24 protein-coding genes are annotated in these 25,765 nt (G+C 73.6%); 12 read left to right on the plus strand and 12 right to left on the minus strand.

Annotation, left to right across the window (positions count from 1 at the left end; all coding sequences use genetic code 11):
* Window positions 1-166: 166 nt before the first annotated feature.
* Together RM555_RS28700 and RM555_RS28705 are read left to right on the plus strand one after the other, a co-directional pair.
* A complete protein-coding gene (locus tag RM555_RS28700) occupies window positions 167-4,750 on the plus strand; it encodes a HAMP domain-containing protein (protein WP_449560156.1) in 4,584 nt (1,527 codons plus the stop codon).
* 103 nt (window positions 4,751-4,853) lie between these two features.
* Window positions 4,854-5,462 (plus strand): hypothetical protein, encoded by a 609-nt coding sequence (locus RM555_RS28705; protein WP_311414644.1) that lies wholly within the window; start codon window positions 4,854-4,856, stop codon window positions 5,460-5,462.
* Window positions 5,463-5,511: 49 nt separating this feature from the next.
* On the opposite strand, the gene RM555_RS28710 is transcribed toward RM555_RS28705, so the two are convergent.
* The 4 genes from RM555_RS28710 to RM555_RS28725 form a co-directional block, all read right to left on the minus strand.
* Window positions 5,512-6,078 carry a GNAT family N-acetyltransferase gene (locus RM555_RS28710; RefSeq protein WP_311414645.1) on the minus strand — a complete coding sequence of 189 codons (567 nt, stop codon included), beginning with the start codon at window positions 6,076-6,078 and terminating at the stop codon, window positions 5,512-5,514.
* A 100-nt stretch (window positions 6,079-6,178) separates the two neighbouring features.
* Complete coding sequence (locus RM555_RS28715) at window positions 6,179-7,018, minus strand: ABC transporter ATP-binding protein (protein ID WP_311414646.1); 840 nt, start codon at window positions 7,016-7,018, stop codon at window positions 6,179-6,181.
* Between the two features lie 47 nt (window positions 7,019-7,065).
* Window positions 7,066-8,091: a FecCD family ABC transporter permease gene (locus RM555_RS28720; protein ID WP_311414647.1), complete on the minus strand. Its 1,026-nt coding sequence runs from the start codon at window positions 8,089-8,091 to the stop codon at window positions 7,066-7,068.
* Window positions 8,088-9,164 carry a FecCD family ABC transporter permease gene (locus tag RM555_RS28725; protein ID WP_396888861.1) on the minus strand — a complete coding sequence of 359 codons (1,077 nt, stop codon included), beginning with the start codon at window positions 9,162-9,164 and terminating at the stop codon, window positions 8,088-8,090. Before RM555_RS28725 ends, RM555_RS28720 begins: the two co-directional genes overlap by 4 nt.
* Before the next feature lie 90 nt (window positions 9,165-9,254).
* Here RM555_RS28725 and RM555_RS28730 point away from each other — a divergent pair, with 90 nt between their 5' ends.
* Together RM555_RS28730 and RM555_RS28735 are read left to right on the plus strand one after the other, a co-directional pair.
* Entirely contained in the window at window positions 9,255-10,292 is a 1,038-nt protein-coding gene (locus RM555_RS28730) for an ABC transporter substrate-binding protein (protein WP_311414648.1), read from the plus strand.
* The gene (locus tag RM555_RS28735) at window positions 10,289-11,134 is read left to right on the plus strand and encodes a siderophore-interacting protein (RefSeq protein ID WP_311414649.1); all 846 of its coding nucleotides are present in this window, start codon (window positions 10,289-10,291) and stop codon (window positions 11,132-11,134) included. The genes RM555_RS28730 and RM555_RS28735 overlap by 4 nt, the downstream gene beginning before the upstream one ends.
* A 73-nt stretch (window positions 11,135-11,207) precedes the next feature.
* Here RM555_RS28735 and RM555_RS28740 read toward each other — a convergent pair whose 3' ends face one another.
* Window positions 11,208-11,693 carry a GNAT family N-acetyltransferase gene (locus tag RM555_RS28740; protein ID WP_311414650.1) on the minus strand — a complete coding sequence of 162 codons (486 nt, stop codon included), beginning with the start codon at window positions 11,691-11,693 and terminating at the stop codon, window positions 11,208-11,210.
* A gap of 102 nt (window positions 11,694-11,795) precedes the next feature.
* Entirely contained in the window at window positions 11,796-12,293 is a 498-nt protein-coding gene (locus RM555_RS28745) for a DinB family protein (RefSeq protein WP_311414651.1), read from the minus strand.
* A gap of 193 nt (window positions 12,294-12,486) precedes the next feature.
* On the opposite strand from RM555_RS28745, the gene RM555_RS28750 reads away from it, so the two are divergent.
* Window positions 12,487-12,927, plus strand: a complete 441-nt coding sequence (locus RM555_RS28750; RefSeq protein ID WP_311414652.1) for a hypothetical protein — start codon at window positions 12,487-12,489, stop codon at window positions 12,925-12,927.
* A gap of 147 nt (window positions 12,928-13,074) precedes the next feature.
* On the opposite strand, the gene RM555_RS28755 is transcribed toward RM555_RS28750, so the two are convergent.
* Window positions 13,075-13,362, minus strand: coding sequence for a hypothetical protein (locus RM555_RS28755; protein ID WP_311414653.1), 288 nt, complete (start codon window positions 13,360-13,362; stop codon window positions 13,075-13,077).
* A 244-nt stretch (window positions 13,363-13,606) separates the two neighbouring features.
* On the opposite strand from RM555_RS28755, the gene RM555_RS28760 reads away from it, so the two are divergent.
* The 4 genes from RM555_RS28760 (at window position 13,607) to RM555_RS28775 (ending at window position 16,493) form a co-directional block, all read left to right on the plus strand.
* Complete coding sequence (locus RM555_RS28760) at window positions 13,607-13,969, plus strand: YciI family protein (RefSeq protein WP_311414654.1); 363 nt, start codon at window positions 13,607-13,609, stop codon at window positions 13,967-13,969.
* Window positions 13,970-13,990: 21 nt separating this feature from the next.
* Window positions 13,991-14,380 carry a YciI family protein gene (locus tag RM555_RS28765; RefSeq protein WP_449560157.1) on the plus strand — a complete coding sequence of 130 codons (390 nt, stop codon included), beginning with the start codon at window positions 13,991-13,993 and terminating at the stop codon, window positions 14,378-14,380.
* Window positions 14,377-15,621 carry an RNA polymerase sigma factor gene (locus RM555_RS28770; protein WP_311414656.1) on the plus strand — a complete coding sequence of 415 codons (1,245 nt, stop codon included), beginning with the start codon at window positions 14,377-14,379 and terminating at the stop codon, window positions 15,619-15,621. Before RM555_RS28765 ends, RM555_RS28770 begins: the two co-directional genes overlap by 4 nt.
* A gap of 173 nt (window positions 15,622-15,794) precedes the next feature.
* Window positions 15,795-16,493 carry a class I SAM-dependent methyltransferase gene (locus RM555_RS28775; RefSeq protein WP_311414657.1) on the plus strand — a complete coding sequence of 233 codons (699 nt, stop codon included), beginning with the start codon at window positions 15,795-15,797 and terminating at the stop codon, window positions 16,491-16,493.
* Between the two features lie 84 nt (window positions 16,494-16,577).
* Here RM555_RS28775 and RM555_RS28780 read toward each other — a convergent pair whose 3' ends face one another.
* Window positions 16,578-18,131, minus strand: coding sequence for an NAD(P)/FAD-dependent oxidoreductase (locus RM555_RS28780; protein ID WP_311414658.1), 1,554 nt, complete (start codon window positions 18,129-18,131; stop codon window positions 16,578-16,580).
* A gap of 227 nt (window positions 18,132-18,358) precedes the next feature.
* Here RM555_RS28780 and RM555_RS28785 point away from each other — a divergent pair, with 227 nt between their 5' ends.
* The gene (locus RM555_RS28785) at window positions 18,359-19,612 is read left to right on the plus strand and encodes a hypothetical protein (protein WP_311414659.1); all 1,254 of its coding nucleotides are present in this window, start codon (window positions 18,359-18,361) and stop codon (window positions 19,610-19,612) included.
* A gap of 6 nt (window positions 19,613-19,618) precedes the next feature.
* On the opposite strand, the gene RM555_RS28790 is transcribed toward RM555_RS28785, so the two are convergent.
* The gene (locus RM555_RS28790) at window positions 19,619-20,851 is read right to left on the minus strand and encodes an MAB_1171c family putative transporter (RefSeq protein ID WP_311414660.1); all 1,233 of its coding nucleotides are present in this window, start codon (window positions 20,849-20,851) and stop codon (window positions 19,619-19,621) included.
* A 12-nt stretch (window positions 20,852-20,863) separates the two neighbouring features.
* A complete protein-coding gene (locus RM555_RS28795) occupies window positions 20,864-21,334 on the minus strand; it encodes a hypothetical protein (RefSeq protein ID WP_311414661.1) in 471 nt (156 codons plus the stop codon).
* Between the two features lie 258 nt (window positions 21,335-21,592).
* Between RM555_RS28795 and RM555_RS28800 the strand changes: the two genes are divergently transcribed.
* A complete protein-coding gene (locus RM555_RS28800) occupies window positions 21,593-22,204 on the plus strand; it encodes a phosphatase PAP2 family protein (protein WP_311414662.1) in 612 nt (203 codons plus the stop codon).
* A gap of 19 nt (window positions 22,205-22,223) precedes the next feature.
* Here the strand turns inward: RM555_RS28800 and RM555_RS28805 are convergent, their stop codons facing one another.
* Both RM555_RS28805 and RM555_RS28810 read right to left on the minus strand, forming a co-directional pair.
* Window positions 22,224-22,628, minus strand: a complete 405-nt coding sequence (locus RM555_RS28805; RefSeq protein ID WP_311414663.1) for a helix-turn-helix domain-containing protein — start codon at window positions 22,626-22,628, stop codon at window positions 22,224-22,226.
* A 444-nt stretch (window positions 22,629-23,072) separates the two neighbouring features.
* Complete coding sequence (locus RM555_RS28810; RefSeq protein WP_311414664.1) at window positions 23,073-24,137, minus strand: LacI family DNA-binding transcriptional regulator; 1,065 nt, start codon at window positions 24,135-24,137, stop codon at window positions 23,073-23,075.
* 296 nt (window positions 24,138-24,433) lie between these two features.
* Between RM555_RS28810 and RM555_RS28815 the strand changes: the two genes are divergently transcribed.
* A complete protein-coding gene (locus tag RM555_RS28815; protein WP_132234929.1) occupies window positions 24,434-25,585 on the plus strand; it encodes a Gfo/Idh/MocA family protein in 1,152 nt (383 codons plus the stop codon).
* Window positions 25,586-25,765: the final 180 nt, after the last annotated feature.

The following is a 25,765-nucleotide window of genomic DNA, read 5'->3' on the forward strand; positions in this document are numbered from 1 at the left end:
CCTCTACCCGCGCCGCGCCCCTGGTAACCGTGCCGGTGCGCAGCCGCCGGACGGCGGGCGTCGCGGGGCACCGGCCGGCGCGCGTGCGGCGACCGGCCTGTGCATACTTGCGCGGTCGATGTTGTGCCGGCGGGCGGGCCCCCGGCTGCTGCGCGAGGTGGTTGTGGTGGTCGAGAAGACGGCGTCGCGGCGCAACCCGGCGACCGGAGGGGCCGCGGCGATGGCCGACCCGGGGCTCCGGCAGCTGCTGGCCGGCCTGACGGCGGTACGCGACGGTGACTTCGGCACCCGGCTGCCGGAGGACGCCGACGGCCTGCTCGGGGAGATCGCCACGGTCTTCAACGGCATGGTCGACCAGTTGTCGCTGTTCACCTCCGAGGTGACCCGGGTGGCCCGGGAGGTCGGCACCGAGGGACAGTTGGGCGGCCAGGCCGAGGTGCCCGGGGTGTCGGGCACCTGGAAGGACCTCACCGACTCCGTCAACGCCATGGCGGGCAACCTGACCGACCAGGTCCGCGACATCGCCGAGGTGGCCACGGCGGTGGCCCGGGGCGACCTGTCGCAGAAGATCACCGTGGACGTGCGCGGCGAGATCCTGGAGCTGAAGATCACCATCAACACGATGGTGGACCAGTTGTCGTCGTTCGCCGACGAGGTGACCCGGGTGGCCCGGGAGGTCGGCAGCGAGGGCCGCCTCGGCGGCCAGGCCGAGGTGCCCGGCGTGGCCGGCACCTGGCGCGACCTCACCGACTCGGTGAACTTCATGGCCGGCAACCTGACCAGCCAGGTCCGCAACATCGCCCAGGTCACCACGGCCGTGGCCCGGGGCGACCTGTCGCAGAAGATCACCGTCGACGCCCGGGGCGAGATCCTGGAGCTCAAGAGCACCATCAACACGATGGTGGACCAGCTGTCGTCGTTCGCCGACGAGGTGACCCGGGTGGCCCGCGAGGTCGGCACCGACGGGCGGCTCGGCGGTCAGGCCCAGGTCAGCGGCGTGGCCGGCACCTGGCGCGACCTCACCGACTCGGTGAATTCGATGGCGGTCAACCTGACCGACCAGGTGCGCAGCATCGCGCAGGTGGCCACGGCGGTGGCCCGGGGCGACCTGTCGCAGAAGATCACCGTCACCGCGCACGGCGAGATCCTGGAGCTGAAGAACACCATCAACACGATGGTGGACCAGCTGTCGTCGTTCGCCGACGAGGTGACGCGGGTGGCCCGTGAGGTGGGCACCGAGGGCCGCCTCGGCGGCCAGGCGGACGTCAAGGGCGTCTCCGGCACCTGGAAGGACCTCACCGAGTCGGTCAACGTCATGGCGGACAACCTCACCGCCCAGGTGCGCAGCATCGCCGAGGTGACCACCGCGGTGGCGAAGGGCGACCTGACGCAGAAGATCCGGGTCGACGCGCGCGGCGAGATCCTGGAGCTGAAGGAGACCATCAACACGATGGTCGACCAGCTCTCCGCGTTCGCCGACGAGGTGACGCGGGTGGCCCGTGAGGTGGGCACCGAGGGCCGCCTCGGCGGCCAGGCCCGGGTGTCCAACGTGGCCGGCACGTGGAAGGACCTCACCGACAACGTCAACGAGATGGCCAACAACCTCACCAACCAGGTGCGCTCGATCGCGCTGGTCGCCACGGCCGTCGCCCAGGGCGACCTGAGCCGGCAGATCACCGTGGAGGCCAAGGGCGAGGTGGCCGTGCTCGCCCAGACCATCAACACGATGGTCGGCACGCTCGGCGCGTTCGCCGACGAGGTGACCCGGGTGGCCCGGGAGGTGGGCACCGAGGGCCGCCTCGGCGGGCAGGCGCGGGTGCCGAACGTGGCCGGCACGTGGAAGGACCTCACCGACAACGTCAACTCGATGGCGAACAACCTCACCGGCCAGGTCCGCAACATCGCCCAGGTCACCACCGCCGTGGCCCAGGGCGACCTGACCAAGAAGATCGACGTCGACGCGCGCGGCGAGATCCTGGAGCTGAAGACCACCATCAACACGATGGTGGACCAGCTGTCGTCGTTCGCGGCCGAGGTGACCCGGGTGGCCCGGGAGGTCGGCAGCGAGGGCCGCCTCGGCGGCCAGGCCGAGGTCGAGGGCGTCTCCGGCACCTGGAAGCGGCTCACCGAGAACGTCAACGAGCTGGCCGGGAACCTCACCCGCCAGGTGCGCGCCATCGCCGAGGTGACCAGCGCGGTGGCCACCGGCGACCTGACCCGCTCCATCACCGTGGACGCCCCCGGCGAGGTCGGCGAGCTGAAGGACAACATCAACTCGATGGTGGAGTCGCTGCGCGAGACCACCCGCACCAACCAGGAACAGGACTGGCTCAAGACCAACCTGGCCCGCATCGCCGGCCTGATGCAGGGCCACCGCGACCTGGACGTGGTCGCCGGTCTGGTGATGAACGAGCTGGCCCCGCTGGTCTCCGCGCAGCTCGGCACGTTCCTGCTGGTGGACGACGGCCCCGGCGGGACGGGCCTGCGGGTCGTCGGCGGGTACGGGCACGACACCTCCGGCCGCCGGTACGCCCTCGGCGACTCGCTCGTCGGGCAGGCCGCGGTGAGCAAGCGGGCCATCGTGGTGGACACCGTGCCGGCCGACTACGTCACCGTCTCCTCCAGCCTCGGCGCCGCCGCCCCGCTGCACCTGGTGGTGCTGCCGATCCTCTTCGAGGACCAGGTGCTCGGCGTCATCGAGCTGGCCAGCATGAGCCGCTTCACCGAGGTGCAGCGCGACTTCCTCGACCAGCTGACCGAGACCATCGGCGTCAATGTCAACACCATCGTCGCCAACGCCCGTACCGACGTGCTGCTCACCGAGTCGCAGCGCCTCGCCGCGGAGTTGCAGGCCCGCTCGGAGGAGCTGCAGGCCCGCTCCGAGGAGCTCCAGCGCTCCAACGCCGAGCTGGAGGACAAGGCGGCCCTGCTGGCCCGGCAGAACCACGACATCGAGACGAAGAACTCCGAGATCGAGCAGGCCCGGCAGGAGCTGGAAACCCGCGCCCAGCAGCTCGCCCTCGCCTCCAAGTACAAGTCGGAGTTCCTCGCGAACATGAGCCACGAGCTGCGTACGCCGCTGAACTCGCTGCTCATCCTCGCCCAGCTGCTCGCGCAGAACCCGAACCGCAACCTGACCGCCAAGCAGGTGGAGTACGCGACGGTCATCCACTCGGCCGGCACCGACCTGCTCCAGCTCATCAACGACATCCTCGACCTGTCCAAGGTGGAGGCCGGGAAGATGGACATCAACCCGGAGACCTTCGAGCTGGCCGCGCTGCGCGACTACGTCGACGCCACCTTCCGGCCGTTGACCACGCCCCGGGGCCTGGAGCTGGAGATCAGCACCGGGCCGGGCGTGCCGACCGAGCTGCACACCGACGAGCAGCGGCTGCGGCAGGTGCTGCGCAACCTGGTCTCCAACGCGGTCAAGTTCACCGAGAAGGGGCGGGTACGGCTGCGCATCGAGCGGGCCGCGCCGGGCGAGCTGCCCGAGGGGCTCGCCCAGACGGACGTCGTCCTCGCGTTCCGGGTGATCGACACCGGCATCGGCATCGCCGAGCAGCACCTGACCGCGATCTTCGACGCCTTCCAGCAGGCCGACGGCACGACCAGCCGGCGGTACGGGGGCACGGGCCTCGGGCTGTCCATCAGCCGGGAGATCGCCCACCTGCTCGGCGGCCGGATCCAGGCGCGCAGCGTGCTCGGCCGGGGCAGCACCTTCACCCTCTACCTGCCCGTCGGGCCGGTGCCCGCCGGGACCGGCGACGCGACGGCCACGGACGACCGCCCGACCGGCGCGCTGCCGGCCGCGGGCCGTGCCGGCGCGCTGCCCTGGACGTCACCGGCCACCCTGCCGTGGACGCCGCCGGCCACGCTGCCGCCGGCCGTGACCCTCCAGCCCGGCGAGGTCCGCCGGATGCTGGTACTGGAGCGCCACGACAAGGGGCTGCTGACGCTGCTCGCCCAGGGCGTCGCGGCGGACCTGGGCGACGCCCACCCGCCGGTGGAGATCTCCACCGCGGTGGACGTGGCCTCGGCGGTCGAGGCGCTCGCCGCCGGGCGGCACCACGTCCTGGTGCTCCAGCTCGACCTGCCCGACGACGGCGGTACGAACCTGCTGAAGGCGCTGCACGACGATCCGGCGCTGCGCGGGGTGCCCGTGCTGGCGTACCACGGACACCCGCTGCCGTCCGGCTCGCAGGCCCTGTTGCAGGCGCTGACCCACGAGCGGCCGTTGGAGGTCCTGCGCAGCCTGGACGACCTGCGCGAGCGGATCGCCCTGCACCTCACGGCGGTGACGCCGGAGCGGGTGCTGCCGTTCGCCCCGGTGCTGCCCGACGTCCGTCCCGCCGTCGACGCCCTGCCCGACGACCTGGCCGGGCGCAAGGTGCTGGTGGTGGACGACGACGCGCGCAACGTCTTCGCGCTGACCAACATCCTGGAGCTGCACGGGCTCGACGTGGTGTACGCCGAGAACGGCCGGCAGGGCATCGAGACGCTGATGCGCCACGACGACATCGACCTCGTGCTGATGGACGTGATGATGCCGGAGATGGACGGCTACGCCGCGACGGCGGCCATCCGCGCCATGCCCCGCTACGCCGACCTGCCGATCATCGCGGTGACCGCGAAGGCCATGCACGGCGACCGGGAGAAGAGCATCTCCTCCGGCGCCAGCGACTACGTCACGAAGCCGGTCGACGCCGCCGACCTGTTGCAGTGCATCCACCGCTGGCTGCACGGCTGAGGCGTCCCGCCGCGCTCCCCGGGCAGCTCCGCCCCCGCTGCTGCGTACCGGGCCCGGGGGCGGTCCGGCCCAGTCGCTCAACGCCAACGGGGTCCAGATCGGCGTGAACTGGATCTCGGGCAACTCCGCGTCGGTCACCGTCACCACCGACGTGGTGAACCGTTGCCTGCAGGGGTACGTCTGGCGGGAGGCCCGGCCGGGCGACATGGTCTGCGTGACCGGGGCGACCCGCAGCCAGGTGTGGGCGGACAACGCGGCGGCCCCGAGCCGCTGGACCAACGGCGCGTACGGCCCGCACACCTGCATCTCGGGCTACGTGTGGCGGGAGGCGTACTCCGGTGACGACGTCTGCGTGACCGGCGCCCAGCGCACCCAGGCCGCCTCGGACAACGCCGCCGCGGCGAGCCGCCGCAACCCGGCGCGCCTGGTCGCCGGGCCGAACACCTGCGTCAGCGGGTACGTCTGGCGCGACGCCGACCAGTCCGACTACGTCTGCGTCACCGGGACGACCCGCTCCCAGGTGCTCGCGGACAACGCCGTCGCCACGAGCCGCTGGGTCAACGGCCCGTACGGCCCGCACACCTGCGTCGCCGGCTACGTGTGGCGCGAGGCGTTCCTCGGTGACGACGTCTGCGTCACCGGCGCCCAGCGCAGCCAGGCCGCGGCGGACAACGTCGCCGGCCCGGGCCGGGTGCTGCGACCGGGCGGCTGAGCCCCCGACGCTCCCCGGGTGGGCGACCGCCCGGGGAGCGTCCCGCGGCTCAGGGCCGGTCGGCCTCGAACGTCTCCCGGTCGAGGAAGAGCAGCCGGGCCCGCTTGCCGTTCACGTCGATCAGCGGGCCGGCGACGAAGCCGGTGCGCAGGAGCCGCTCGACCGCCTTGTCGTTGCGCGCGTCCGGCTCCATCACGACGCGCCGGTGTCGCGGGTCGGCGAAGACGAAGTCGAGGAACACGCGCAACAGGGTGCCGGTGAAGCCCCGCTCGACCGCGCCGGGCGGGCCGATCAGCAGGTGGGCCCCGTGGTCGCCGGGCTGGACCGGGTAGCACTCGCCGACCGGGTCGGCGGCCGGCTCGTAGGTCTGGAACAGCGCCACCGGTGTGCCGTCGCGGTGGGTCAGCCAGGCGTGGTGGGTGGGGAGCGAGTCGAGGTAGCGGTAGATTTCCTCGACCCGGTCGCGGCCGGCGTCGCGCATGCCCCAGAACCGGGCGCGTTCCTGGCTGACCCAGGCGTGGATCAGGTCGATGTCGGTGTCGGGGTCGACGGGTCGGATCGTCACCCGGCCGAAGCCGTCGACGTCCTGTCGGTAGGTGCTGGCGAGATCACGCATCGTGTGCCACCGTACGGTGATTCCGGTCGATGCGCGAGTAGGTCGACCCGCGGCGCGGCGCGGTCCGGCCGGCGGCCCGGGCCGCCGGCGCGAACGCCCGTCACCCGCCCACCTTCCCGCCGGCGGCGGTGACCGCCGGGGCGCTCGCGGCGGCCCGGCGGCGGGCGGCGGGGACCACCAGCGGGGTGCCGGTCTCCGGGTCGTCGATCACGCGGCAGGGCAGCCCGAAGACCTCCTCGACCAGCTCGGCGGTGACCACCTCCCGGGGCGCGCCGGCGGCGACCACCTCGCCCTCGCGCATCGCGATCAGGTGCGTCGCGTAGCGGGCGGCGTGGTTGAGGTCGTGCAGCACCGCCACCAGCGTGCGGCCCTGCTCCTCGTGCAGCCGGGCGCAGAGGTCCAGGATCTCGATCTGGTGGGCGATGTCCAGGTAGGTGGTCGGCTCGTCGAGCAGCAGCAGGGGGGTCTGCTGGGCCAGCGCCATCGCGATCCACACCCGCTGCCGCTGCCCGCCGGAGAGCTCGTCGACGGCCCGGTCGGCCAGGTCGGCGACCCCGGTGGCGGCCATCGACTCGGTGACCACCCGCTCGTCCTCGCGCGACCACTGCCGCAGCAGCCCCTGGTGCGGGTACCGGCCGCGGGCGACGAGTTCGGCCACGCCGATGCCGTCCGGCGCGACGGACGTCTGCGGCAGCAGGCCGAGGGTGCGTGCCACGCTGCGGGCCGGCTGCTGGTGGATGTCCTCGCCGTCGAGCAGGACCGCGCCGGCGGCCGGCTTCAGCAGCCGGGACAGGGCCCGCAGGAGGGTGGACTTGCCGCAGGCGTTGGGGCCGATGATGACCGTGAAGGACCGGTCGGGCACGGCGACGCTCAGGTCCTGCGCGATGGTCCGCCGCTCGTAGGCGAGGGTCATCGCGGTGCCGCTCAGCCGGGACTGCATGCTCGGTGCTCCGTTCTCGTCGTGGGTGGCCCGCCGGCCGTGCCCGGTCACAGCCGGCCGGCCCGGCGCTCGGTGGCCAGCAGCCACACCAGGTAGGCGCCGCCGAGCACGCCGGTGACCACGCCGACCGGCAGCTGGTGCCCGGGGAAGGCCCGCAGCGCGAGCTGGTCGGCGGCGACCAGGAGGACCGCGCCGACGGCCGCCGAGGGCAGCAGGTTCGGCCCGGGGGCCCGGGTCAGCCGCCGCGCGAGGTGCGGCGCGGTGAGGGCCACGAAGTTCACCGGCCCGGCGGCGGCCGCGGCGAGGGAGACCAGCAGCACCGCCGCCGCCAGCACGACGAGGCGCAGCCGCTCCACGCGTACGCCGAGGGCGGCGGCGGTGTCGTCGCCCATCTCGACCAGCCGCATCGCCGGCCCGTAGCCGGCCAGCATGAGGGGCACCAGCACGCCCAGCGCGATCAGCAGCGGCAGCGCGTTCGACCAGCCGCGACCGTCGAGGCTGCCGGTGAGCCAGAGCACGGCGCGGGCGGCGTCCATCAGCGGGGCCCGGGTGAGCAGCCAGCCGTTGACGCCGGTGAGGATCGCCATGGTGCCGATGCCGACCAGGATCAGCCGGTACCCGTGCACGCCGCGCCGCCAGGAGAGCGCGTAGACCAGCGCGCCGGTGACCAGCCCGCCGACCACCGCCGACGAGGCCAGCGCCAGGCTGCTGCCGCCGAGCACCACCACGACGAGCGCCCCGGTGGCCGCGCCCTGGGTGAAGCCGAGCATGTCGGGGCTGCCCAGCGGGTTGCGTACGAGGGACTGGAAGACCGCGCCGGCCAACGCCAGCGCGGCGCCGACGCAGAGGGCGGTGACCACCCGGGGCAGCCGCAGCTCGGTGACGATGAACTCCTCGGCCGGGGTGCCCCGGCCGGTGAGGGCGCGCAGCACGTCGGCGGGGCTCATCGGGTAGTCGCCGCTGCCGATGGCGAGCACGCCCAGCGCCAGGGCCAGCAGCACGCAGGTGACGCCGACGGCGATGGCGCGGGGACGCAGCCGCAGGGACAGGCTGCCGGTACGCAGGGTGATCACGGGTGGGCCACCCGTCCGCGGTGCACCAGCCAGAGGAAGAGCGGCCCGCCCGCCACGGCGGTCACGAGCCCGACCTGGAGCTCGCCGGGGCGGCTCAGCACCCGCCCGAGCACGTCGGCGCCGAGCAGCAGCACCGGTGCCAGCACCGCGCAGTACGGCAGCAGCCAGCGCAGGTCCGGCCCGGTGAGCGCGCGTACCAGGTGCGGCACCAGCAGCCCGACGAAGACGATCGGCCCGCAGGCGGCGGTGGCGGCGCCGCAGAGCAGCGTGATCGCCAGGATGACCGCGCCCCGGACCAGGGCCGGGCGGGCGCCGAGGGCGCGCGCCGCGTCGTCGCCGAGGGCGAGGGCGTTGAGCGGGCGGGCGACGGCCAGGGCGACCAGCAGGCCCGCCGCCATGAACGGCGCGACCGTGCGGACGGTCGACGGTTCGGCGCTGGCCAGCGAGCCGACGGTCCAGAACCGCAGCCGTTCCAGCGACGCCGTGTCCATCAGCATCACCGCGCTCACGTACGAGTAGAGGGTGGCGTTGAGCGCCGCGCCGGCCAGGGCCAGCCGGGCGGGGGTGGCCCCGCGCCCGCCGCCGACGGCGTACACGGCGGCGGTGACGGCGGCCGCGCCGAGCAGCGCGAACCACACCTGCCCGCCGACGCCGCCGATGCCGAACAGCAGCGCCCCGGTGGCCACCGCCGCCGCCGCGCCGGCGTTGATGCCGAGCAGGCCGGGGTCGGCGAGCGGGTTGCGGGTCAGCGCCTGCATGACCGCGCCGGCGACGCCGAGCGCCGCCCCGGCGAGCAGGCCGAGCAGCGTACGCGGCAGCCGCATGCGGTGCACGACGGCGTACTCGGCGGCGTCGCGGTCGAGCAGGCCCTGCCACACGTCGGTGAGGGGGAGTTGTTTGGCGCCCACGGCGATGCTGAGCACCGCGACGGCCGCGAGCAGCAGCACCGACGCCGCGAGCCCGGCGGCCCGCAGGGCGGACCGGCCGGGCCGGCGTACGGCCGGCGGTGCCGGCGGCGCGCCGACGCGGGGGGAGAGGGTGGCGGACAGTGTGGGCTCCGATTGGTGCGGAATTCCGAACGGGACTTGACAGCCGTTTAGGTTAGGTTAACCTAACCCCGCTGTCCATGGTCATTCGCCCGACCCTGATCGAAAGACACCGCCATGCCGCATCCCGTGTCCGCCCGCCGCCTCTCCCGCCGGGGCCTGCTCGCCGCCGGTGGCGCCGCCACCCTGGCAGCCCTGCTCGCCGGCTGCGGCGGGGACGAGGACTCCGCCGCCCCCACCGCCAAGGGCTCCGAAGGGCCGTGGTCGTTCACGGACGACCGCAACGAGAAGGTGAGCACCCCCGCCCGGCCGACCCGGGTGGTCGCCTTCACGGGGGTCGCCGCCGCGCTTGTCGACTTCGGGCTCGACAAGCAGATCGTCGGGGTGTTCGGCGAGACCAAGCGCTCCGACGGCAGCAAGGACCCGCAGGCCGGCGACCTCGACGTCGAGTCCGTGGAGATCCTCGGCAACGTCTGGGGCGAGTTCAACCTGGAGAAGTACGCCGCCCTGCGGCCCGAACTGCTCGTCACCCACATGTACGACCCGGGCGCCTTCTGGTACGTGCCGGACGAGAGCAAGGGCAAGATCCTCCCGCTCGCCCCCACCGTCACCGTGACCACCGCGCGGGTGCCGATGACCAAGCCGATCGAGCGGTACGCGCAGCTCGCCGAGTCCCTCGGCGCCGACCTGTCCGCCAAGAAGGTCACCGACGCCAAGGCCCGCTTCGAGGCCGCCGCCGAGTCGGTCCGCCAGGCGGTCAAGGCCAACCCGGGCATCAAGGTGCTCGCCTGCTCCGGCAGCCCCGACCTGTTCTACGCCTCCAACCCCAAGGTCAGCACCGACCTGATGTACTTCGCCGAGCTGGGCGTCGACATCGTCGTCCCCACCAAGCTGGAGGCCGGCGACTACTTCGAGGCGCTGAGCTGGGAGAACGCGGGCAAGTTCCCGGCCGACCTGCTCCTGCTCGACAACCGCAGCACCGCCCTTCAGCCCAAGGACCTGGCCGCGAAGCCGACCTGGCAGCAGCTGCCGGCGGTCAAGGCCAACCAGGTCGCCGCCTGGGACGCGGTGCCCCGCTTCTCGTACGCCGGCGCCGCGCCGCTGCTGGAGAACCTGGCCACCGCCATCAAGGGCGCGAAGAAGGTCACGTCGTGACCACCGCCGTCGCCGTCCAGTACCGCCTCTTCGCCGCGCGGGTCGTCGGCGCCCGCCGCGTCGGCGCCTCCCTGGTCCGGGTCACCTTCGGCGGGCCGGAGCTGGCCGACTTCGCCGGCGGCGGCCGGGACCAGAGCGTCTCGCTGTTCCTGCCGCACCCCGGTCAGCCCGAGCCGGTGCTCCCCGTCGGGGCGGGGGAGGACTGGTTCGGCGCCTACCGGGCCATGGACCCCGACGTGCGCGCGGTGATGCGCTCGTACACCATCCGGGAGCAGCGCCCCGAGGTGGCCGAGGTGGACATCGACTTCGTCAGCCACGGCGACACCGGCCCCGCCTCCCGCTGGGCCCGGCACGCCCTGCCCGGCGACCGGGTGGTGCTGCTCGGCCCGGCCGTGCACGACAACCGCAGTGTCTGCTTCCGGCCCCCGGTCGGCACGGACTCCGTCCTGCTCGTCGCCGACGAGACCGGACTGCCGGCCGCCGCCGGGATCCTGGCCTGGCTGCCGCCCGGCACCCCGGTGCGGGCCTGGATCGAGGTCCCCGACGCGGGAGACATCCAGGAGCTGCCCACCGAGGCGCGGGCCGAGGTGCGCTGGATCGTGCGGGGCGCCACCGCCCCCGGCAGCACCCTGCTGGCGGACGCGGTGCGCGCCGCCCGGCTGCCGGCCGGCAGCCCGTACGCCTGGATCGCCGGCGAGTCCTCGATGGTGCGCTCGGTGCGCCGGCACCTTGTCGGCGAGCGCGGCCTGGACCGCCGGCACGTCACCTTCTCCGGCTACTGGCGCCGGGGCGTCTCCGAGGAGGACCTGCGCGCCGAGGCCGTCGCCAAGGCCGCCGTCTGACCGACGCCGCCGGCGCGCCGGATGCCACCTGCCGGGGGTGGGAACCGGCGCGCGGCGGCGTCCGTCGGGCCGCTCAGAACTCCCGGTACATCACGTGCAGGCCCACCCGGCCGAGGGTGGGATGCCGGAACGCGCCGGGCACCGTGCCCACCACGTCGAACCCCTCCCGCCGGTACAGCTCCACGGCGGTGGCGTTGCTCGCCACCACGGCGTTGAACTGCATGCCGGCGTAGCCCCGCTCGCGGGCCCAGTCGACCGCGTGCCGGCACAGCGCGGTGCCGACGCCACGCCCGCGCGCCTCGCGGGCCACCATGAAGCTCGCGGTGGCGACGTGCGCGCCCGGCCCGGGGCGGTTGGTGCCCATCTTCGCGGTGCCCAGCACCGCGTCGCCGTCGACCGCGACCACCGTCCGGCCGGGCGCGGCCTCCACCCACATGGCGTACGCCTGCTCGGCGGTCAGCTCCGGGTCGTAGGGGAAGGTCTCCCGCGCCCGGACCACCTCCTGGACGATCTGCCACACCTGGGCCCAGTCGGACTCGTGGAACTCGCGGATCCGCATCCGGCGGATGCTAGGGACGGCCCGGCTGCGGCGGCAAGGCGTTTACCGGCGGGAGGGGTGCGCCGCCCGGCGGCCGGGGACGGCGGGGCGGACGTCCGCGCACTACCCGTCGACGAGCTGCTCCCGGAGGATGTCCGCGTGCCCACAGTGCTGGGCGAGCTCGCGCAGCACGTGGAGATACACCCATCGCAGCGGAAGCGGGCCCCGCCGGTTCCCGGACAGGATGTCGTCCAGGCCCAGGGACGACGTCGCGCGGCGTGACGCCTCGCAGGCCTCGCGGTGTGCGCGCTGGACGGTGGCGATCGTGTCGTCGTCATCGAGGATGAACGACTCGTCCGGCGTCGCGGGGATGCCGATCTCAGCGCGCGACCGGCACGTGACGGCCTCGTCGAACCAGACCCTCTCGACGAAGGTCACGTGCTTCACGAGGCCCAGCAGCGTGGTCCGGGAGGCCACCAACGACCGGCGCGCCTGTTCCTCCGTCAGCCCGTCCAGGCAGCCGTTGAGCGCGCGACGGTGCTCGTCGAGGAACGCCTCGAACTGGGCCCGGGCTGGCTGGGCGACGACCTGGTCGGCGAAGGTGGGCGGGTAGGAGGGCATGGAAGGAGCATTCCAGATTGCCGCCCGGGAGCAGTGTCGGGCATCGGCAGGTGGCCCAGGCCGAAGGCGGATGGTTCGGCGGGACTGCGGACGTGACCGCCGACGGGTGCGACAGGACGACGTCGATGACGCGGACCCGCTCGCCGCGGCCGGGGCTGTCGTCGGCCGGCGGTCGACAGGCTAGTTTGCTCGGATGAGTTCCCTCGATGACGTCGCGAGGCGTGATGGTTGGCGATGCTGGGTGTGCGACGAGCCGGTCGACGCCGACAGGTCGGTGAACGACCCGCGTGGTCCCAGCGTCGACAGCCGCACCGCCGACCGGAAGGCCAAGGTCGCCGAGCGACTCGCGCACCGTGCCTGCAACACCCGCAAGGGCGCGGTCAAGGCGGTCATCGCCTGGCCGGACCACCTGCACGTGGTGGAGCCCGCGCCACTGGTCACCGTCGCCGAGCGACTCGAACGCAAGGGTGGCCGCGAGCTGGTCGCCCGCTGTCCGAGCGAGAAGGACGCCCAGGAGGCGGCGGCCTGGCTGGTCGACCGGTTCTCCCGGCTGGTGCCCGGGCTGCCGGTGACCGCGAGCGTCGACGCGGGCGGCGGACAGTATCTCGTCACCCTGGCCGCCGGCCGCCGCTGACCGGTGGCCCTGGTCGGCGCGCCGCCGGCCAGGGCCCGATCCGTGAGCGTTCGGCAGCCCGGGACCCGGGCCGCCACCGGCGCTGCGGCACACCGCGCTCACCGGCCGTCTCCGGCCGGTGGCGTCGGTGGGCGATCAGTGCCCTGATCAGAAGGGGGGTGCGTCCTCGCCCATCAACGCCAGCACGACGCCTCCCTTCCCGCTCTTCAGGCCCTGGACCACGACCTTGCCGGTGCTGCCGTCGGGCAACTCCAACGTGAAGGTCTTCCCGACCGCGTTCTTGGGGCCGTTGCCGGCGCTGTTGGCGGGTCGGAAATCGCCCGCCCACGGCGGGATCCCACCCTTGCGGGCGGGCTCGGCGAAGAGCGCGGCGGTGCCGGGGGTCCGGGTGCCGTCGGAGGAGAGGAGCACTGAGGCGCTGCGATAGGTAGCCATATGCCGTAAGGCTATCCCGGACTGCGCCCGTTCGTGCCACCACAACCGTCGGGTGACGCGAACGGCTTCGGCAACCGACGGTGGCCTCGTCCCACCCCTCGTGCCGCATCCTGGACCTCGACTTCCAAAGATGGTGTCGTATCGGGGCGTGGCCGTTCGTGGAACCAGTGTGCGGCGGCCGGCCCGGGCCGCCGCACACGAGGGGCCGGGCAGGGCCCTCGTCCGGGACCGAGAGGAGACGACCATGACGGAATACCTGATCACCTTCAACGACGAGTGGGTGCCCGAACACACGGCGGAGCAGATCCGCGAGAAGAGCCGGGCCGGCTGGGCCGTGATCGAGGAGATGCAGGCCGCGGGCGTCCTGCTCTTCAGCAACGGGGGGCTCGACCGGTCCACCGCGGTGTGCAGCGTCGAATCGGTCGACGGCAAGCCCGTCTTCACCGACGGCCCGTACGTCGAGACCAAGGAGCACCTCGGCGGCTTCGCCGTCGTGGACGTGCCCGACGACGAGGCGGCGCGACACTGGGCCGGCAGGCTCGCGACCGCGCTCGACTGGCCGCAGGAGGTGCACCGGTTCGGAGCCCCCGGGGCGCGCCCGGCGTAACGGCTCCGGGGAGAAGTGAGCGTGGTGCCCAGATACCTGCTGTCCGTCTACGGACCGGCCGAGCCCACCGAGTTCGGCACCCATCCCTCCCAGGAGGCCGTGCTGCAGGCGTTCGCCGACACCGGCGCCTTCGACGAGAGGCTCCGGCGGGACGGTCACCTCGTCTTCGCCGACGGCCTGGCGCCCGCGACGACCGCCACCACCGTCGACGGGCAGGGCGGGAGGCCGGTTCTCACCGACGGGCCCTACCTGGAGACGAGGGAGCACCTCGACGGCTTCTGGGTCATCGAGGCGGCCGACCTCGACGTGGCCCTGGCCCTCGCCGCCGAGGGGTCGAGAGCCTGTCGCGGTACGGTCGAGGTGCGTCCCTTCCGCACCGAAAAATCCGTCCGAGCGCTGCCGGAGCCATGACCGATCTCACCGTCGAGCAGGCGATCACCCGTGTCCACCGCGAGGAGTGGGCGCGGGTGGTCGCCGGCCTCGCGCGCCGTTTCGGCGATCTCGACGTCGCCGAGGAGTCGACGGCCGAGGCGTTCATGGCGGCCGCGGAGCGATGGCCGCGCGAGGGCGTACCGTCCAATCCCGGCGGTTGGCTCGCCACCACCGCGACCCGCAAGGCGATCGACCGACTCCGTCGCGAGTCACAGCGCGACGCCAAACACCAGGCGGCCCGGATCATGTACGACGACACCCCTGCTGAGCCGACCGGCCCGGTCGAGGACGACCGGCTCAGACTGATCTTCACCTGCTGCCACCCCGCGCTCGCGTTGGAGACCCGGGTGGCGCTCACCCTGCGCCTGCTCGGCGGCCTCACCGTGCCCGAGATCGCCCGCGCCTTCCTGGTGCGGGAGACCACCATGGCGCAACGGATCACCCGCGCCAAGACGAAGATCAAGGCGGCACACATCCCCTACCGGGTGCCCTCGGCCGACGACATCCGCGAACGGCTCGCCGGCGTGCTCGCGGTCGTCTACCTCGTCTTCAACGAGGGCTATCTCGCCAGCGAGGGGAACGACCCGGTGCGCGTCGACCTCACCGAGGAGGCGATCCGCCTCGGCCGCCTGCTCCGGACCCTCCTCCCGGACGACGGCGAGGTGGCCGGCCTGCTCGCCCTGATGCTCCTTACCGACGCCCGGCGGCCGGCGCGCGTGTCCCGCACCGGGGAGCTGGTGACCCTCGCCGAGCAGGACCGCGGCGCCTGGGACCGCACCCTCATCGCCGAGGGCAACGCCCTTCTCCGCGAGCGGATCGAGGCGGTGGCGGCCGGCGGCGGCCCACCCGGGCGCTACCAGCTGCAGGCCGCGATCAACGCGGTCCACACCGACGCCCCGTCCGCCCGGGACACCGACTGGTCCACCATCGTCGCCCTCTACGGGCGCATGTCGCTGCTCGACCCCTCACCGATCGTGCGGCTCAACCGGGCGGTCGCGGTCGCCGAGGTCGACGGCCCCGGGGTCGGGCTCGCCGAGATCGACCGGCTCGCCGAGGCCCTCGACGGCTACCACGCCTTCCACGCCGCGCGCGCCGACCTGCTGCGGCGACTCGGGCGCGGCGGCGAATCGCGGACCGCGTACGACCGGGCCATCGGTCTCGCCGGCAACCCCGCGGAGCGGGCCTACCTCACCCGCCGCCGCGACCAGCTCGCCGGCTGACCGCCACGCGGAGCCTGCGCGATCTGTTCCACCTGCCCTGACTGGCGTGCGCTGCGGGGCCGCGTCGGAGTCAGGCGCCGATGTCGACCGGAGCGCGGCAGGGGCGGTGGCGGCTCGGCGACCGTGGCAGGATCGCGCTTTCGACCCTGCCGCGATGCCGAGGAGCCAGCCTGGTGAAGGCCGACCACTACGACAGTTTCGCCGAGCGCTACAGCGTGGACAACGAGTCCAACCTGATCAACGGCTACTACGAGCGGCCCGCGATGATCGGGCTCGCCGGGGACGTGGCCGGCCGGCGGATCCTCGACGCCGGCTGCGGTTCGGGTCCGTTGTCCGCGGCGCTTCGCGAGCGAGGGGCCGTCGTGACCGGCTTCGACTCCAGCCGCGCGATGGTCGAGCTGGCCCGACGGCGGCTGGGTGGGGACGCCACGCTGCTGGTGGCCGACCTCAGCGGGCCGCTTCCCTTCGCCGACGGCGCGTTCGACGACGTCGTCGCGTCCCTGGTCCTGCACTACCTGGAGGACTGGACCGCGCCCCTGGCCGAGCTGCGACGAGTCCTGAGGCCGGGGGGTCGCCTCATCCTGTCCGTGAACCACCCGATGGTCTACACGGCAGTGAACCCGGGCGCCGACTACTTCGCCCTCGCGCGGTGGTCGGAGGAGTACACCTTCGACGGGCACACCGCGGAGCTGACCTACTGGCACCGGCCGCTGCACGCGATGACGGCTGCGTTCACCGACGCGGGCTTCCGCCTCTCGGTCGTCAGCGAACCCCCCATGTCTCCCGAGACCCCGCGCGAGATCCTGCCGCCACATCTCGTGGACCGCACCACGTTCATCTGCTTCATCTTCTTCGTCCTCGAAGCGCACTGAGCCCGGGCCGGTCCGCCGCCGCACGCCACCACCGGCCTTTCCCTTCCGGCATCCGCCGATCGTGCCGAACGCGCGGTCGGCGGCTCAACCGAGGCGCACGTGGGCGGGCCGTTCGGGCCGGCCGGCGCCGTCGAGCGTCGTGCCGACCGGGACGACGGGCCGGGCCGGTACGACGGGCGCGTCCCGGCCGGTGCCCCGGTGGCCGTCCCCGTCGTGGCTCGACTCCTCGTGGTAGTCCTGCTCCACGTTGACCGACCACACGTCGTGCCGGGTGCCGCAGGCGATGTTCTCGGCGGTGAGCATGGCCGTCAGCATCGAGTGGTCCTGGTTGTTGTAGCGGTGCATGCCGTTGCGGCCCACCGGGTGGACGTTGGGCACCTCGCGCGCCAGCCAGTCCCGGATCACGTCGACGTTGTGCTGGTAGCGCTCGTCGTAGACCGGGTACGCCTTCGGCATCCGCACCACGTAGCCGGCCTCGACCACCCCCGGCCGGACCAGGCCGAGCCGCTCCAGTTCGGCCGTCGCGGCGGCGACCAGCTCGGCGTCCGGCGTACGCCAGGTCTCGTCGTCCTCGAACACGAAGTACTCCAGGCCGAGGCAGGTGCGGCCGTCCTTGACCAGGTGCGGCGACCAGGAGCCGAAGTTCTGGATCCGGCCGACCCGCACCGCCGGGTCGTGCACGTAGATCCAGTTGTCCGGGAACGAGAACTCCTCCGGCACCACCAGCGCGACGGTCAGGAAGTCCCGGTACCGCAGGTCGGCCGCGGCGGCCAGCACCTCCGGCGGGGCCGCCGGGCGCAGCGCGGCGACCAGCTCGGAGATCGGCATCGAGGAGACGACGTGCTCCGCCGGCTCGGTACGCTGCCCGCCGGCCCCGTTGACGGTCACGGCGACGGCCCGGCGGCGCTCCGGGTCCCGGTGCACGGCGGTCACCCAGGTGCCGGTGTCCACCCGGCCCCCGCGCCGGCGCACCTCCTCGGCGCAGCGTTCCCACATCATGCCCGGGCCGAGCTTCGGGTACTGGAACTCCTCGATCAGGCTGGTCACGTCCTTGCGATTGCGTCTGGGCAGCACCGCGTTGCGGACCGCCTTGGCCAGCGACAGGTTCTTGATCCGTTGGGCGGCCCAGTCGGCCTGCAACCGGTCGGCCGGCATCCCCCAGACCTTCTCGGTGTACGTCTTGAAGAACATCGAGTAGAGCCGCCAGCCGAACCGGGCCGAGACCCACCCCTCGAAGTGCGACTGGTCCTTCGGCGGGCGCAGCCGGGCCCGCGCGTACGAGCCCATGCACAGCACGGCCTCCCGTACGCCGAGGTTGCGCAGGGCGTTCGCCGCGCTCAGCGGGTAGTCGAACAGGGCGCCCCGGTAGTAGATCCGGCTCATCCGGGGCCGCAGCAGGAAGTCCTCGTCGGGCAGGATCTCGTGCCAGAACTCCTCGACCCGGGCCACCTTCGTGAAGAACCGGTGCCCGCCGATGTCGAAGCGCCATCCGTCCCGCTCGACGGTACGGCTGATCCCGCCCACCACCTCGTCGGCCTCGAACACCCGGACCGCGCTGTCGCGCCGGAGCAACTCGTACGCCGTGGTCAGGCCCGCCGGTCCAGCGCCGATGACCACCGTGCCGTGCTCTTCGCCCATGCCCGTCGCCCCCTGTTTCGGCCTCCCCGAGGCGGCCCGCTTACCCGGCACCGGCCCGAACTCACCCCGGATTCCCGTCCGCTCCCGGGACACCCCGACGGGCGGAGCGCCCGGGACGCGCCGCGACGCGCCCGGCGCCCGGTTCCGCGCCGGGATCGCCCCGACGTGTCAACGGCCCCGGAACGGGGATGTGGCACCGGTCGGGCCGCCGGACCGGGAGACGCGTGATGGACAGTGGGCGGGCCGTCTCGGACCGGCGGTGGCGCGCGCTGCCCGTCCGGCTGGCCGGGCGCGGGCACGACCTGCGGCGGGCGGCGTCGCGGGTCGCCGGTCGGGTGCCGGCGCCGTGGCTGTTCGTCCTCGCCGTCTTCCTCGGTACGAAGATCGTGCTCAGTGCCCTCGGGGTGCTCGCGCTGAGCGCCTTCGACGACGTGCCCTGGGCCCCGCCGCCGGACGAGACGATGATGCGCGAGCAGCAGCGGGCGGTCTCCGGGCACCGCGCGGTCGCGCTCTGGTTCGCCTGGGACTCCTTCCTCTACGACCGCCTGGCGCAGCTCCCGCTCGACGAGCCGTGGCCCGACTTCGGCTTTCCCCTGCTCTATCCGTTCCTGGCCCGTCCGCTGGCCCCGCTGCTGGGCGGCGACACCGCACTGGCGTTGCTGCTCGTCGCGAACGTCGCGTTCCTGCTGATGCTCTTCTACGCCCACCGGCTGGGCGAGCGGCTGCTCGGCGACGACGTCTCCGCCCGCCGGTTCGTCCGCTACGCCGTGCTGCTGCCGGCCGGGTTCCTGTTCCAGGCGGCGCTGACCGAGTCGCTGTTCCTCTGCCTCGCGCTTGCCGCCTTCCACTACGCCGAGCGGCGGCGCTGGCTGCTCGTGGGCGTCGTCGGCTTCTTCCTGGCGACGAGCCGTTCCGTCGGGTTCCTCGTCGTGCTCCCGCTGGCCCTGGTGCTGCTACGGCAGCACGGCTACCGGCTGGGCCCGCGCGCGTGGTGGACGTACGTGCGCGTCGGCTGGCCGCTGGCGCTGGTGCCCGCCGGCTGGCTGGCGTTCATGGCGTTCTGCCGGTGGCAGAGCGGCGACTGGTTCGCCTACAAGCACGCCCAGGAGACGGGTTGGGGCATCCGGGTGCAGAACCCGCTGGCGGTGCTGTGGCACGGACTGACCGGCAGCCCGCCCCGCGACGCCCTGCGGGTGTGGGTCGCCGTGCTGGTGCTGGCGGTCCTGCTCGCGGGCGCCCGCCGACTCGGGCTGCCCTATCTCGTGTACGGGCTGACCATGGTCCTGGTGCCGCTGTCGATGGGCCCGCCGGTGTACAAGAGCCTGCTGCGCTATCTGCTGGCCGTCTTCCCGGTCGCCCTCGTGCTGGCCCGCTGGGCCCGGCAGGCGGGCGCCGACGCCTGGCTGACCGCCGCCCTGGCCCTGCTCCAGGGCGCGCTCTTCGTCACCTGGCTCGCCTACTGGACCCACTTCATCATCTGAGCCCGCCTACGCCTCCCGCCCGCGCGCCGGGGCGTCCGGCGTGCGGGCGGCGACCGCGCGCACCAACTCCTCGGAGAGCGCCGTCGAGACCAGCGCCAGCCGACTCGCGTCGGCTTGGACGTCGGCCTGCGCGACCGCCACGCTCTGCGACTCCAGGGCCGGATCGACCTCCCGCGTCGCCGTCGCCCCCGAGGCGAAGCGCCGGAGTGCCACCAGGACCGCCGCGGCCTCACCGGCGGCGTCGGCACGCTCGCGGCTCCAGCCGGCCGCCACCGCCCGCTGCCGGGCGGCGCCCGCCACGGACTCGTCGAGCGGGCCCACCGCACGCAGGCCGTCGCTGATCTCGACGCAGCGGCGGTAGAGCCGTTCGCCCAGGCGCCACGCCCACCGGGGGTCGACCTCCGGCCGGCGCGGGGGATGCAGGGCGATGGTCGGCATCGCCTGGTACAGCAGGTACCACAACGCGTGCAGGTCGCGGTGCGTGGCGTACCGGCGCGGCCAGGCGCGGACGCCGTCGACCGCCTTGCGTGCCGTCGCCAGCACGAAGCTGGCCCCGATCAGCGACACCGACAGCATGATCAGCGTCTGCGTCGCGGCCGGCTCGGGCCACGGCGGCGTCACCCCGGCCAGCTTGAGGCAGATGAACAGGGCCTTGTGCGCGACGAATCCCGCACCGAAGGCCGCGCCGGCACTGAGCAGCCGCATGCTGGTCCTCAGCCGGGCGCCGGCGTAGCGCGCGTAGCCGGCGGACACCCGCAGGATGTCCACGACCGTCACCCCGAGGCAGGTCAGGAACGCGAGCATGTAGACGCCGACCGGTGGCAGGTCGCCGTACCGCTCGGCGAAGTGCAGGGGCTCGGACTCGGGGAAGTCGGCCCGCGAGAACGCCGCGACCATCACGCCGAACGCGACGGCGAGGAACACGCCCCGCCGCGCCATCAGCCGGCGTGCCCGCCCCGGGTCGCCCAGGTGCAGGAAGAGGAACTGGATCGCCGCCGCGGCGAGCAGCGCCGAGCCGTGCTCCACCAGCTTGGCGAGATTGGCCACGCCCGACACGCGGTCGAGCAGGCTGTGCACCGGCGCCCACCCGGCGGAGACGGCCACCCCCATCCCCAGGCAGATCCCCGCGCTCGCCAGGATCCTCGGGTTGGCCGGATCCCGACCCAACGCCCTGAGCTTCACCAGGAACGCCACCGCGGCGACGCTGGCGGCGACCAGATGACCGACGGTGACGAGCACCGGATCTCCCGCCTAGTCCGTCAACGCCGCGGCGATGCGGTGCATGACGGCGGCCGTGACGCCGCCCAGCTCGTCGAAGGCCACGTCCTCGCCGCCGCCGTCGAGCCGTGCCCCCAGGTACGTCGCCAGCAGCTCCGCGTCGTGCTCCTGCTGCTCGTCGAACGTGGCGGGGGAGCGGGCGAGCACCCCGTGCGCCGCCGTCTCACCCGTTCCGCCGGAGGGCACCGCCCGCGCGGTGTGCCGCAGGGCGATGTGCATCAGCTCGTGCAGGATCGTCTGGAGGCGCAGCACGGGCGGCGCGTCGCGACTGAACAGGACGTAGTCGGTCCCGGACGTCGCCACCCACAGCCCGCAGGGCCCGGCCTGCCCGTCGACGCTCATGGCGGCGAGTTGGATGCGCCGACCGCGCGTGGTCTCGAGCGCGGACACCAGGCCCCGCACCGTCAGGGGCGACGGCAGGTCCACGTCGAGCTGGCGCAACAACCGCTGTCTCCGACGCCGTCGGTGCCACATCGCCCGCCATCACTCTCCCCGCCGGGCCGCCAGCCCGAGAGACCCCCGTGTCGTGTCACCCGCCCGCCGCGTCCACCCCGGACGGTCGACGCCCGTGCCGGCCGCGACGGCGCGGGTGCGGGCAGCATAGCCAAGCGCGACGACACTGTGACGCCCGAGCGGGGCGGAACGTGACAGCTCACGCCCGGGGTGTGCCCGCGGCCCGGGGCGGTCGGCAGAATGTGGACCGTGCACGACGTCATCGACCGCCCCGACCGCCGCACCAGCAGGCTGCTCGCCCGCGCCGCCACCGAGGTCTTCGCCCCGGCGCTGCTGGCCGCGCTGATGCCCGTCGTCGTGGGCCTGCACGCCGCGTCGCCCGTCGGGGTGGGCCTCGCCTGGGCCCTGGTCGGCTCCCTGTTCTGCTCGGTCATCCCCAACAGCCTGATCTGGTGGGGCGTACGCCGGGGCCGGCTGACCGACCACCACATCAGGCGACGGGAACAGCGCCGGCGGCCACTGGCGTACGGGCTGCTGTCCGTGCTGGTGGGCCTCGCCGTGATGATCGGGTTCGGCGCCCCGCGCCCCGTCCTGGCGATGGTCGTCGTCATGTTCGCCCTCGGCCTCGCCGTGACCGTGGTCAACCTGGTGTGGAAGCTCAGCATCCACGCGGCCGTGGCGGCGGGCGCGGCGGCCGTGCTCGTGATCGAGTTCGGACCGGCGCTGCTCGCCTCGGCGCCCGTGGTGGCGCTGGTCGGCTGGTCGCGGGTGCGCCTGCGCGACCACACCGTCGGTCAGGTGGCCGCCGGCACCGTCGTGGGGACGCTCATCGCCGCCCCCACGTTCCTGCTGCTGCGGTGAACGGAGGCGGGAGCCCGCCCTACGTCCGGCCGCGCCCCGTGGCCTTGTTGCGTGCCTCCAGCGCCGCGACCTGCTCCACGATGGCGCGTAGGCTCGCCCTGGGCGCCCCCGGCGGCATCCGGCGGGCCAGGACGGTGATCGTCTCCAGGTCGGGGTCGCCCTCGCCGTCTGCGGCCACGGTGTCGAAGAAGTAGCCCGGGGGCACCCGGAAGAAGTTGGCGAGCTGCTGGATGGCCGACCGGGTGGGATTGTCCCGCTCGCCGCTCAGCAGGTAGTTGACGTAGCTCGTCGAGAGCCCCGTGGCCCTGGCGACCTCCTCTGGCGAGAAGGGCCTGTCGCTGCCGGGCCGGCGATGCGTCTCGAACAGGTGCCGCAGCCGGTCGGCGAAGGACGTCGATCCGCTGGCCTCGCCGCCGTCGGCCATGAACCACCCCTCCCGATCCGACCCGAGGATGCCCACCATAGTGGTTGGGCCGGGCTGCGCCGCCACAATGGTTGCGGGCCGTGGCGGACCGTGCTTGACTGACCACGCCGACCACTGTTGTGGCAGTGACACCGTAGCGGACAACCATAGTGTGTGGTAGGACACCCGCACCAGCGTGTGTCGACTCCGCGTCGGCGCGTCGGCCGACGACCGCCAGGCGCGGCACAGGGGGGACGGAAACGGGGGATGCGCAAGCCGCTCAGGGCGCGCACCTCACCGCACGCCGAGAAGCAGCCGGCAGGGGGGACCACAGCCGGTACGGCCGCGCGCATCTGGGGGGCCGTCCTCCGAGCGACCTGGCGCCAGGTGGCCCCGGGCGCCATGCCCGGGGCCACCGACGACGGTGTCCACCGTGGCCGGGGCGTCCCGGTGACCGGAGGGTCGTCAGCCGGCTGACGCGCCGGATCCCGCCGCCCGTGGGCGGACCGGGGTGACCTCGGGGGCCGGCCCGGTGCTGTCCCGGCGCACCACCTCGGCGGGCAGCACCTCGACGCGGGGCGCCGCGGCCCCCGGGTCGAGCGCCAGCGACATCGCGCGGGCCCCCATCTCGACCAGGGGCAGCCGGACGGTGGTCAGCGCCGGGGTGACGTCCCGGGCGATCGGCATGTCGTCGAAGCCGATGACCGACACCTGCCGGGGCACCGCCACCGACCGGGAGCGCAGCAGCGCCAGCGCGCCGATCGCCATCGAGTCGTTGAGCGCCACGACGGCGGTGAGCTCGGGGTCGGCGTCGAGCAGCGCGGCGGTGGCGGCGACGCCGCCGTCGCGGTCGAACTCGGCGTGCCGGACACGGTGCTCGGGCAGGCTCAGCCCGTGCGCGGCGAGGGACTCCCGCAGGCCGGTGAGCCGGTCGGTGGTGGTGGTGAGCACGGCCGGCCCGGCCACCACCCCGATCGTCCGGTGACCGAGTTCGTACAGCTCCTCGCCGATCAACCGGCCGCCGGCGCGGTTGTCCGGCATCACCGCGTCGCCGGAGTGCTCGTGCCGGCCGATGACCGCGACCCGTCCGCCGGTCGCCTCGTACGCGGCGAGCTTCTCGTTGAGCAGCCGGGTGAAGGTGGCGTCGTGGTAGCCCGAGCCGGCCAGGATGATCGCGGCGACCTGCTGGCCGCGCAGCAGCTCGACGTACTCCAGCTCGCGGTCCGGGTCGCGGTAGCTGTTGCAGATCATCAGCAGCCGGCCCTGGTCGGTGGCGACCCGTTGCAGGCCACGGGTGATCTCGGCGAAGTACGGGTCGGAGACGTCGTGCACGATGACGCCCACCGCCACGCGGTGCGAGCGGGCCAGCAGCTGGGCGTGCGCGTTCGGCACGTACTGGAGTTCGGCGACGGCGCGCAGCACGCGCTCGCGGAGCTCCTCGGTGACGGGCTTGCTGCTGCCGTTGATCACCCGGGAGGCGGTCGCGGGCGAGACCCCCGCCCGCCGGGCCACGTCGGACAGGGTCGCCACTGCCGCCCCCTCGGTCGTTTCTCGACGGCCGCGCCCCGGTGCCGGCCATCCGTCACCGTACCGCAGCGAAAGCGCTCCCCCGCCCCGGCGCCCGCCCGCGTGGCCCGGCGGGCGGCGCCGGCCGCGAGACGGGTCGGACAGCCCCTTGCCTGAGGAGGGGGGCGTTCCCTACGCTGCCCAGGAAAGCGCTTGCCTGAGATCCGCCGCCGGGGGCCTCCCGGCGGCGGCGCAGGCGTGGAACAGGTCGCCGCCCGCCGCCGTCCCGGTCGGAGGCGCCCGCGGAGGGAAGGAACACCATGACCCGCAGGTCGATAGGCATCATCGTCAACGGCGTCACCGGCCGGATGGGCTACCGGCAGCACCTGGTGCGCTCCCTGCTCGCCATCCGCGAGCAGGGCGGCGTGCCCCTGGCCGACGGCACGTCGATCTGGCCCGAGCCCGTCCTGGTCGGGCGCAGCGAGACCAAGCTCCGCGAGATCGCCGAGCGGCACGGGCTGACCGACTGGACCACCGACCTGAGCGCGGCGCTGGCCCGCGACGACGTCGAGATCTACTTCGACGCCCAGGTCACCCAGCAGCGGGAGAAGGCGATCCGCCGGGCGCTGGACGCCGGCAAGCACATCTACACCGAGAAGCCGCTGGCCGAGGACACCGAGGGCGCCCTCGACCTGGCCCGGGCGGCGCGCGCCGCCGGAGTGCGTACCGGGGTGGTGCAGGACAAGCTCTTCCTGCCCGGGCTGCGCAAGCTCAAGCGGCTCATCGACGGCGGCTTCTTCGGCCGGATCCTGTCGGTGCGCGGGGAGTTCGGCTACTGGGTGTTCGAGGGCGACTGGCAGCCGGCCCAGCGACCGTCCTGGAACTACCGCAGCGAGGACGGCGGCGGCATCGTCGTGGACATGTTCCCGCACTGGCAGTACGTGCTGGAGGAGCTGTTCGGCCGGGTGCGTACGGTCTCCTGCCTCACCGCCACGCACGTGCCGCAGCGGGTCGACGAGGCGGGCCGCACCTACCCGGCGACCGCCGACGACGCCGCGTACGGCATCTTCGAGCTCGACGGCGGCGTGGTCGCGCAGCTCAACTCCTCGTGGTGCGTCCGGGTGCACCGCGACGAACTGGTCGAGTTCCAGGTCGACGGCACCGAGGGCAGCGCCGTGGCCGGGCTGCGCAGCTGCCGGGTGCAGCACCGGGCGGTCACCCCGAAGCCGGTGTGGAACCCCGACCTGCCGGTCACCGAGCCCTTCCGGTCACAGTGGACGGAGGTGCCGGACAACGAGGAGTTCGACAACGGCTTCAAGGTGCAGTGGGAGGCGTTCCTGCGGCACGTCGTCGCCAACGAGCCGTTCCCGTGGGACTTCCTGGCCGGCGCGCGCGGTGTGCAGCTCGCCGAGCTGGGCCTGCGCTCGGCCCGCGAGGGCGCCCGCCTCGACATCCCGGAGCTGGACCTGTGAGCGCGAGGAGTGAGGCGGGGTTGCGAGCCCCGCAGTCGCGAACGGAGGTGGCGCTGTGAGCGCGAGGAGTGAGGCGGGGTTGCGAGCCCCGCAGTCGCGAACGGAGGTGGCGCTGTGAGCGCGAGGAGTGAGGCGGGGTTGCGAGCCCCGCAGTCGCGAACGGAGGTGGCGCTGTGAGCG

Origin of the sequence: Micromonospora reichwaldensis, from assembly GCF_031845925.1 — a bacterium.
Taxonomy (GTDB): domain Bacteria; phylum Actinomycetota; class Actinomycetes; order Mycobacteriales; family Micromonosporaceae; genus Micromonospora; species Micromonospora reichwaldensis.

Coding starts and splice junctions, on each gene's coding strand:
- RM555_RS28710 (WP_311414645.1), bottom strand. CDS start 6,078: ATGCGTGATCTCGCCAGCACCTACCGACAGGACGTCGACGGCTTCGGC.
- RM555_RS28715 (WP_311414646.1), bottom strand. CDS start 7,018: ATGCAGTCCCGGCTGAGCGGCACCGCGATGACCCTCGCCTACGAGCGG.
- RM555_RS28730 (WP_311414648.1), top strand. CDS start 9,255: ATGCCGCATCCCGTGTCCGCCCGCCGCCTCTCCCGCCGGGGCCTGCTC.
- RM555_RS28740 (WP_311414650.1), bottom strand. CDS start 11,693: ATGCGGATCCGCGAGTTCCACGAGTCCGACTGGGCCCAGGTGTGGCAG.
- RM555_RS28745 (WP_311414651.1), bottom strand. CDS start 12,293: ATGCCCTCCTACCCGCCCACCTTCGCCGACCAGGTCGTCGCCCAGCCA.
- RM555_RS28750 (WP_311414652.1), top strand. CDS start 12,487: ATGAGTTCCCTCGATGACGTCGCGAGGCGTGATGGTTGGCGATGCTGG.
- RM555_RS28755 (WP_311414653.1), bottom strand. CDS start 13,362: ATGGCTACCTATCGCAGCGCCTCAGTGCTCCTCTCCTCCGACGGCACC.
- RM555_RS28760 (WP_311414654.1), top strand. CDS start 13,607: ATGACGGAATACCTGATCACCTTCAACGACGAGTGGGTGCCCGAACAC.
- RM555_RS28770 (WP_311414656.1), top strand. CDS start 14,377: ATGACCGATCTCACCGTCGAGCAGGCGATCACCCGTGTCCACCGCGAG.
- RM555_RS28780 (WP_311414658.1), bottom strand. CDS start 18,131: ATGGGCGAAGAGCACGGCACGGTGGTCATCGGCGCTGGACCGGCGGGC.
- RM555_RS28785 (WP_311414659.1), top strand. CDS start 18,359: ATGGACAGTGGGCGGGCCGTCTCGGACCGGCGGTGGCGCGCGCTGCCC.
- RM555_RS28805 (WP_311414663.1), bottom strand. CDS start 22,628: ATGGCCGACGGCGGCGAGGCCAGCGGATCGACGTCCTTCGCCGACCGG.
- RM555_RS28815 (WP_132234929.1), top strand. CDS start 24,434: ATGACCCGCAGGTCGATAGGCATCATCGTCAACGGCGTCACCGGCCGG.